An 8,353-nucleotide genomic window follows, 5' to 3' on the forward strand; every position below is an offset into this window, starting at 1 on the left:
GATCGCAGAGACAGCCGTCAACTGCGGCTCGTCTGTCCCCTGCCCGCGCGCTTTGGTCGGCGTGCGGGCGACCCTTCCTGTTTTGAAACGAGGTGCCGAGATGCCTTCTGATGACCGTTTTACCGCCCTTCCTGGGCAGCCGAACTTGATCACGGCTGCAGATGCGGCGGCGATCTTTGTGCAAAATCGCTCGAGCGCGGCCGTCGAGGTCATCGGCACGGCAGACGCCACGCCGCCGGTCGACACCTCGGGCGGCATTCTGCTCGAGGGCAAGGGCGTCATCCTCAATGAGGCGCTGTCCGATCTATTTCCTGGCGTGCCTGGCGTCGTGCGCGTCTGGATCTGGCCGACAGGCGATCACGCGGTCGAATTGAAGGTCAGCTATGCGTGAGTCCCTTCGCAGCTTTAGCGCCGCCCGGTTTGGCCGGCCGCGCAGGGGCGCTGCCCCCGTGCCTCCGCCTGCCGTCGATCCTCTGGGATCCCCGCCGAACCTGTTCACCTCGGCGCAGAGCGCCTTCACCGACACGGCTCATATCGACTTCCGGGGCAATTGGGAGGTGCAGAGCGGGCGCCTCGTCTGCACTGGCGGTAATGCCGGGCAGGCTGCGCGCCTGTCGCTGGCCGAGGCCATGACGCCAGGTCACGCTCTATTCATCCATGCAGACCACGAGCCGACCGCCGGCGCGCTGCGGATGCGCTTTGCCTCGCCCGGCCTGTCGCCGAGCCGGCAGCTCACCGACACGCACATGGATTTCGAGTATATCACGTCCGGTGAATCGGCCTATGCGGCCACGCGGATCGACCTGCAGCCGACAACGGACTATGCCGGCTCGGTCGATGACATCCAGGCCTACGATCTCTCGACCGTCGACCCGAACGATGTGCCATGTTACGTGCTGCTCGTCGGGGGCGACAGCAACAGTGCCAACGCCACCTCGCAGCGCTTCGGCGACGAGATCCCCATGTCGGCGCGCGAAACGCCCTTCGACCCTGCGATCTGGTATCTGCCGCTCCTGCTCGCAACCGGAAATTACCCGACCACAGACAGCGTCCGCCATGTCCCGCAGCCCTGCATCGAGCCGGTCGCCGCGGTCGAGGCTCGGCGCATGTCGCCGGTTCATGCCGTGGCCGGAGAGCTGGTCGAGTGGTGCAAGGCGCGTGGCCGGCCTCTCTTGGTCATGGCCCTGGGTGATCCCGGCTCTGGTCTGCAGGGGTCGAAAGGTGTGTGGGGCAAGGATGTGGTCCCGGACCCGGGTCAGCCGCAGATGTTCGACGAGATGCTGGCGATGAAAGCGGCGGTCGAGGCGCTCGGCCCGGCTCACGAGATCATCGGGGCCGTGTGGAGCATGGGCGCCAACGATCTGACCGGCGCCGGCTACACCGCCCCGGGCCAGTGGGTCGATCAGATGGTGGATTTCGTCGCGGATGTTCGTGCAGACCTCGCGGATGTGCCGATGGTGCTCTGGTCGGTCGGCGAGCACTACGAGCCTTCCCCCTACGATGGCCGCGGCGCGGCGATGCTTGCGGCGCAGCTCCTCCTCGATAAGGACAGCGGCGACGCTCGAGCAATCGAGCGATTCCGCGTGGTCACACCCGAAACCGGCAACGAGCTGAGCAATGCGGATGATCCGCATTACGACGCGCACGGCATGCAGCAAAACGGGCGCGATGCCGGTCAGGCCCTTCTCTCTCTGCTCGGATGAATGAGGACCTGGTGCGCCTGAGGCAGTGCCTGGGCTTCAGGACCCGGCGAATGGCCCTCGTCGTGCTGGTGCTGTTTCTGCGGCGCAATGGCTGGGTGTATTCGCCTGATCATGTCGCGGATCGTCTCGCGCAAGTGATCGGATATGACCCGACCGAGGAGGCCGTGCGCGGCGCGGTCAAAGCGGCGAGGCGGGCCCTCGTGCGCGCGGGGTGGCCTGTGCAGATCCGCGCGGAATACGGCATCGGCTACAGCGTGACGTGGCCTCGAGGGTGGAAAGTTCCTGAGCCTGGCGATAGTGCGGCCGCATGCGCCGCGGACATTTCGCCTCCCTCACCTGCGCCTGCGGGCGCCAAACCGTCTTGATGATGGCGGATCTCCCGCGAGCCGATCGCGATGCGACCGGCTGGGTGATGACCGACGCCGCCCTCGCCCGCCTCAAATGCCAACGCTGCGGCCGTCGCGGCCGACCGGCAGAGATCCGGTTCGGCTGGTCGGCCGGGCTGCCAAGTCAAAGCGACAGAAACAAGGGGTGAGGCGATGACCGATCGAGCGGCGATCGAGCGGATCCGCTCGGCCAAGGGCCAGGAGCGCAAAGCGATTACCGAGGCGGCGATCCGGGCCATTCGGGAATGGCAGGACACGGGCGAGGCTGAGCTGCCGATGCAGCGGCTCGCCCGTGCGGTGCATGATGCGACATCTCCCGATCGGGCCTAACGGCAGTCGATCGAATAATAGATGTCGTGAACCTCGGCGCCGACAACGGTCACCTGTCGCAGCAACGCCTCGCGATCGGTGATGCGGTATCCATCGGCGCAGCCTGGCGTCTCGCGCATGAGGCGGGCGAGCGCGGTCAGGCGCAATTCCTCCGCCTGGTCGCTGTCATGCGGCGTCGCGATGTCGCCATAGGTGCGCCAGCGATAGGTGCCGGGCTCTGCGCCCGGTTCGATATTGCCGGCGCTCAGGAAGTCCTGGGCGCAGCCGGCGAGCGCGCCGAGGGCCAGCGCGGCCGCGATCGCGGCTGATTTCCGAATAATTCTCAAGTCGTGGTCTCCTGGTCCTGTCGGGTTTAGGCACCCTGGGCGCAGACCGCGACAAATTCAACGGCGCGTTGCGCCGGGAAAGGATCTGACATGACACGCAAGACGATGGCGCCCGGCGCCGCGGGCCGGCGCTGATGGCGGGGTCGGTAAACAAGGTGATTCTGGTCGGGCACCTCGGGGCGGATCCCGAGCTGCGCACCTTCCAGAATGGCGGCAAGGTCTGCAACTTCTCGCTGGCGACCTCGGAGACCTGGAAGGATCGCAACACCGGCGATCGGCGCGAGCGTACCGAGTGGCATCGCGTCTCGATCCTTAATGAGGGGCTTTGCAGCATTGCAGAGCGTTACCTGCGCAAGGGATCCAAGGTCTATATCGAGGGCCAGCTCGAAACCCGGAAATGGCAGGATCAGTCGGGGCAGGATCGCTATTCGACGGAGGTGGTGCTGCGGCCTTATCGCGGCGAGTTGACGCTGCTCGATCGCCCTGGCGGGCAAGGTGGTGGATCCGGGGGCGGGTCTGCAGGGGGCTATGATCGCGCGGGGTCCTCGGGCGGCACGAACGGGGGCCAGGGCGGCGGCCCGGATCGAGGGATCGACGATGAGATCCCCTTCTGAGCCGCTGCGCCTCCTGGTGATCGGGCGCGATCGGGCGGGCAAGGGCACCGCCGCCGGGATCCTCGCCGAGTTGCTCGGGTTGTCCTGGCGCAGCTCGTGCAACCTGGCGCCGGCCCCTGCCCCCGTCGACCAGCTGCTCGCCGAGGGCCACGGGATCTGTGTCGGCATGCGGTCGCGGGTCGAGTTCGAGGCGGTGCGTCACCTGTTCGACGCGGTGATCTGGGTCGACGGTGGCGATCGCGTGCCGCCGGAGCATCCGGTTTCGATGGAGCTGAACCCGGGCGACGCCGATCTCTACCTGTGGAACGGCGGCGAGATCCCGGCACTCGAGGTGGCGGCGCGGCGGGTGGCAGTGGCGCTGATCCTGGGGCGGGTAGTCGGGGCAAAGAAAATGCCCGGCGCTGGGGGCGCCGGGCATTCCGTGAGTGGCCGATCTAGGGAAGATGGGGGGCCTTCCTGCGTCTAGGTTGCACAAAATTATGTGCGTTGCAAACGGTAATTTGCCCTGCCGTGAGAACAAAAGAGAACAGGCTGCACGGATTTTGCACGGATTGCACGGAAAACCGGGGTAAAAACCTGCGAAATCCTGCGAAATCCTGCAAAAACAGGATCTTGGAAAAAAGCGGCAAGACCCTGTAAAAAGGCCTTGTTTCCCCGTGGCTTGATCCATATACGGATCCGCGGAGACGTGGCCGAGTGGTCGAAGGCGCTCCCCTGCTAAGGGAGTAGGCGGGAAACCGTCTCGAGGGTTCGAATCCCTTCGTCTCCGCCATAATCACATGTCAAATGACAGGCTCGTCCGACCGGACGTCACCGCCCGACGGGCGGCGCGCCGGACGCATCTGCGCGCTATGAACCACGCCACGCCCGCGACCGTCCATGCGACCTCGCCTGCACGGATGTCATACGCCAAGTGACGCCTGTCCTATGCGCACATCCTATGACATGATGCAGCTGCAGCGGAAGGCCGCTGTCGAAGGCCTTGCCACGGATTCGGTATTCGTATACTGCCGCATACAATAAGCGCGCCGCGGCCCGTCCGACGCTGCCGCGACCCGCTGCTCCAGCTTCGCCCAAACTGAACCGCAGGGACCGTCATGAGCTTGTACACAGACTACCTAACCGAGATCGAAACGCGCAAGGCAGAGGGGCTGCACCCCAAGCCCATCGACGATGGCGCGCTGGTGGCCGAGCTGATCGCGCAGATCGAGGACACCGGCAACCAGTACCGCGACGACTCCCTGCAATTCTTCATCTACAACACCCTGCCCGGCACCACCTCCGCCGCCGGCGTGAAGGCCGCCTTCCTCAAGAAGATCATCCTCGGCGACGCCAAGGTCGACGAGATCACCCCGGCCTTCGCCTTCGAGCTGCTGTCGCACATGAAGGGCGGGCCGTCGGTCGAGGTTCTGCTCGACCTCGCACTCAACCAGGACGGCGAGATCGCGCAGCAGGCCGCAGAGGTGCTCAAGACCCAGGTCTTCCTCTACGAGGCCGACATGGACCGCCTTGCCAAGGCCCATGCCGAGGGCAGCGCCATCGCCAAGGATATCCTCGAGAGCTACGCCAAGGCCGAGTTCTTCACCAAGCTGCCCGATATCGACGAAGAGATCGAGCTGGTGACCTACATCGCCGCCGAAGGCGACATCTCGACCGACCTGCTGTCGCCCGGCAACCAGGCGCATTCGCGTTCGGACCGCGAGCTGCACGGCAAGTGCATGATCTCCGAGGCGGCGCAGAAGGAAATCGAGGCGCTGAAGCTGCAGCACCCGGGCAAGCGCGTGATGCTGATCGCCGAGAAGGGCACCATGGGCGTGGGCTCGTCGCGGATGTCGGGCGTCAACAACGTGGCGCTGTGGACCGGCAAGCCGACCTCGCCTTACGTTCCCTTCGTGAACTTCGCCCCGGTCGTGGCCGGCACCAACGGCATCTCGCCGATCTTCCTGACCACCGTGGGCGTGACCGGCGGCATCGGGCTTGACCTGAAGAACTGGGTCAAGAAGGTCGACGCCGACGGCAAGCCGATCCTCAACAATGACGGCAACCCGGTGCTCGAGCAGAAATACTCGGTGGCCACCGGTACCGTGCTCAAGATCGACACCAAGGCGATGAAACTCACGGACGAGGACGGCAAGGAGCTGGTCGACGTCTCCTCCGCATTCACGCCGCAGAAGGTCGAGTTCATGAAGGCCGGCAGCTCCTATGCCATCGTGTTCGGCAAGAAGCTGCAGACCTTTGCCGCCGAGACCCTCGGCGTCGAGCCGACCCCGGTGTTTGCACCCTCGAAGGAAGTGTCGGTCGAGGGCCAGGGCCTGACCGCGGTCGAGAAGATCTTCAACAAGAACGCGCTCGGCACCACTCCGGGCAAGACCCTGCACGCGGGCTCGGACGTGCGCGTCAAGGTCAACATCGTGGGCAGCCAGGACACCACCGGCCTGATGACCAGCCAGGAGCTCGAGGCGATGGCGGCCACCGTCATCTCGCCGACCGTGGACGGCGCCTACCAGTCGGGCTGTCACACCGCATCGGTCTGGGACAAGAAGGCCGAGGCCAACATCCCGCGCCTGATGAAGTTCATGAACGATTTCGGGCTGATCACCGCGCGCGATCCCAAGGGCGAATACCACGCCATGACCGACGTGATCCACAAGGTGCTCAACGACATCACCGTGGATGACTGGGACATCATCATCGGCGGCGACAGCCACACCCGCATGTCGAAAGGCGTGGCCTTCGGCGCCGACAGCGGCACCGTGGCGCTGGCGCTTGCGACCGGCGAGGCGACCATGCCGATCCCCGAGTCCGTGAAGGTCACCTTCAAGGGCAAGATGGCCGATTACATGGATTTCCGCGACGTGGTGCACGCCACCCAGTTGCAGATGCTCGAACAGTTCGGCGACAACGTCTTCCAGGGCCGCGTGATCGAGGTGCATATCGGCACGCTGCTGGCCGACCAGGCCTTCACCTTCACCGACTGGACCGCGGAGATGAAGGCCAAGGCCTCGATCTGCATCTCCAACGACGAGACCCTGATCGGCTCGCTCGAGCTTGCCAAGTCGCGCATCCAGGTGATGATCGACAAGGGCATGGACAATGCCGCGCAGACGCTGCAGGGCCTGATCGACAAGGCCGACAAGCGCATCGCCGAGATCCGCTCGGGCGAGAAGCCCGCGCTGACCCCGGACGCGAGCGCCAAGTACTTCGCCGAGGTGGTCGTGGATCTCGACAAGATCGACGAGCCGATGATCGCCGACCCGGATGTCAACAACGCCGACGCCTCGCGCCGCTACACTCACGACACCATCCGCCCCGTCTCCTATTACGGCGGCGAGAAGAAGGTCGATCTGGGCTTCGTGGGCTCGTGCATGGTGCACAAGGGCGACATGAAGATCGTCGCGCAGATGCTGAAGAACCTCGAGAAGGCCAACGGCAAGGTCGAGTTCAAGGCGCCTCTCGTGGTGGCCGCGCCGACCTACAACATCATCGACGAGCTCAAGGCCGAGGGCGACTGGGAGATCCTGCAGAAATACTCGGGCTTCGAGTTCGACGACATGTTCCCGAAGACCCAGGCGCGCAAGGAGTACGAGAACATCCTCTATCTCGAGCGTCCGGGCTGCAACCTCTGCATGGGCAACCAGGAGAAGGCCGCCAAGGGTGACACGGTGCTCGCCACCTCGACCCGCCTGTTCCAGGGCCGCGTGGTGGAGGACTCGACCGAGAAGAAGGGCGAGTCGCTGCTCGCCTCGACCCCGGTGGTGGTGCTTTCGGCAATCCTCGGCCGCACGCCGAATGCCGACGAGTACAAGAGCGCGGTGGACGGCATCAACCTGACCAAGTTCGCCCCGCCGACCGCGACCCCCGAGACCACCCGCTCGGTGCACTTCTGATCGGCTGAGCGCCGGGGCGCGTGACGCCTCGGCACACCGCTGGACAAACGAAAAGGCCGCGCTCTGGCGCGGCCTTCTCATGTTCGGGGGCATCGCAAGGGTGGCGTCCGCCGCGCGGGCGCTGATCGACCGTCGATAAGCCGCCCTACCCCGCGACCACCTCCTGCCGCTGGGTGCCCAGCCCCTCGACGCTCAGCTCCATCACGTCGCCGGCGCGCAGGAAGCGCGGCGGGGTCATCCCGAGCCCGACACCCGAAGGCGTGCCGGTCGCGATCAGATCACCCGGCACCAGCGCCATGAAGCGGCTCATGTAGGAGATAATCTCGGCCACGCCGAAGATCATGTCGGAGGTATCGCTGTCCTGCACCGTCTCGCCGTTCAGGGCCAGCGACAGGCGCAGCGCCTGCGGGTCGGGCACCTCGTCGGCGCTCACCAGATGCGGCCCGCAGGGGCCATATCCCGGCGCCGACTTGCCCTTGATCCACTGCCCGCCATGTTCCATCTGCCAGGCCCGCTCCGACAGGTCGTTGACCACGCAATAGCCCGCCACGTGATCCAGCGCCTCGGCCTCCGAGACCTGCCAGCACGGCTTGCCGATCACCACGCCGAGCTCGACCTCCCAGTCGGATTTCTCCGACCCCGGCGGCAGCATCACCGCATCATTGGGCCCGGCGAGCGCTGAGGCCGCCTTGGAGAACAGGATCGGCTCCTTCGGGGGCTTGGCTCCGGTCTCGGCGGCGTGCTTGGCGTAGTTCAGCCCGACGCAGAGGAAGTTCGGCACACCGCCAAGGCAGGCGCCGATGCGCGCGCCTTCGGGCAGCACCGGCAGCGTCGCGAGGTCGATGGCGCGGATCGCCTCCAGCGCCTCGAGCGAGACGCCGTTACCTGCAAGATCCGGGACAACGCCGCTCAGGTCGCGCATCTCTCCCTGGCTGTCCAGCACCACCGGCCGTTCCTGCCCCTGCGGGCCCACTCGCATCAGTTTCATGTCTCGTCCTCCTGGTCTGCGGCCGCCGCCTCGGCTTCGAGGGCAGCGGCAATGTCGTCTGCAAGCTGGCCAGGTGATCCTCGACCGCGCGGGTCACCGCGCTCACGTCGCGGGCCCTG

Annotated in this window: 9 protein-coding genes and 1 tRNA gene; 8 read left to right on the forward strand and 2 right to left on the reverse strand. The window is 65.8% G+C overall.

Going from position 1 to position 8,353, the window contains the following annotated elements; translation table 11 throughout:
• The first annotated feature begins 100 nt into the window (after positions 1-100).
• From R2601_RS15050 to R2601_RS26810, 4 genes are all read left to right on the forward strand, one after another.
• The gene (locus tag R2601_RS15050) at positions 101-391 is read left to right on the forward strand and encodes a hypothetical protein (protein WP_007799820.1); all 291 of its coding nucleotides are present in this window, start codon (positions 101-103) and stop codon (positions 389-391) included.
• 58 nt (positions 392-449) lie between these two features.
• Positions 450-1,703: a hypothetical protein gene (locus R2601_RS15055; RefSeq protein ID WP_007799822.1), complete on the forward strand. Its 1,254-nt coding sequence runs from the start codon at positions 450-452 to the stop codon at positions 1,701-1,703.
• Positions 1,704-1,753: 50 nt separating this feature from the next.
• Complete coding sequence (locus tag R2601_RS26010; protein WP_254656054.1) at positions 1,754-2,068, forward strand: helix-turn-helix domain-containing protein; 315 nt, start codon at positions 1,754-1,756, stop codon at positions 2,066-2,068.
• Positions 2,069-2,242: 174 nt separating this feature from the next.
• Complete coding sequence (locus R2601_RS26810) at positions 2,243-2,419, forward strand: hypothetical protein (protein WP_007799830.1); 177 nt, start codon at positions 2,243-2,245, stop codon at positions 2,417-2,419.
• Here the strand turns inward: R2601_RS26810 and R2601_RS15065 are convergent.
• Entirely contained in the window at positions 2,416-2,745 is a 330-nt protein-coding gene (locus R2601_RS15065; RefSeq protein WP_007799833.1) for a hypothetical protein, read from the reverse strand. The genes R2601_RS26810 and R2601_RS15065 overlap by 4 nt on opposite strands.
• A gap of 134 nt (positions 2,746-2,879) precedes the next feature.
• Here R2601_RS15065 and ssb point away from each other — a divergent pair, with 134 nt between their 5' ends.
• The 4 genes from ssb (at position 2,880) to R2601_RS15085 (ending at position 7,246) form a co-directional block, all read left to right on the forward strand.
• Positions 2,880-3,359, forward strand: coding sequence for a single-stranded DNA-binding protein (ssb, locus tag R2601_RS15070; RefSeq protein ID WP_007799836.1), 480 nt, complete (start codon positions 2,880-2,882; stop codon positions 3,357-3,359).
• Positions 3,343-3,825, forward strand: coding sequence for a hypothetical protein (locus tag R2601_RS15075; RefSeq protein WP_007799838.1), 483 nt, complete (start codon positions 3,343-3,345; stop codon positions 3,823-3,825). Before ssb ends, R2601_RS15075 begins: the two co-directional genes overlap by 17 nt.
• A gap of 216 nt (positions 3,826-4,041) precedes the next feature.
• Positions 4,042-4,131: transfer RNA gene (locus tag R2601_RS15080), tRNA-Ser, on the forward strand.
• Positions 4,132-4,456: 325 nt separating this feature from the next.
• Entirely contained in the window at positions 4,457-7,246 is a 2,790-nt protein-coding gene (locus R2601_RS15085) for a bifunctional aconitate hydratase 2/2-methylisocitrate dehydratase (RefSeq protein WP_007799841.1), read from the forward strand.
• 145 nt (positions 7,247-7,391) lie between these two features.
• On the opposite strand, the gene R2601_RS15090 is transcribed toward R2601_RS15085, so the two are convergent.
• The gene (locus R2601_RS15090; protein ID WP_007799843.1) at positions 7,392-8,234 is read right to left on the reverse strand and encodes a fumarylacetoacetate hydrolase family protein; all 843 of its coding nucleotides are present in this window, start codon (positions 8,232-8,234) and stop codon (positions 7,392-7,394) included.
• Positions 8,235-8,353 lie beyond the last annotated feature (119 nt).

This window comes from Salipiger bermudensis HTCC2601, from assembly GCF_000153725.1.
In the GTDB taxonomy this organism is placed as follows: domain Bacteria; phylum Pseudomonadota; class Alphaproteobacteria; order Rhodobacterales; family Rhodobacteraceae; genus Salipiger; species Salipiger bermudensis.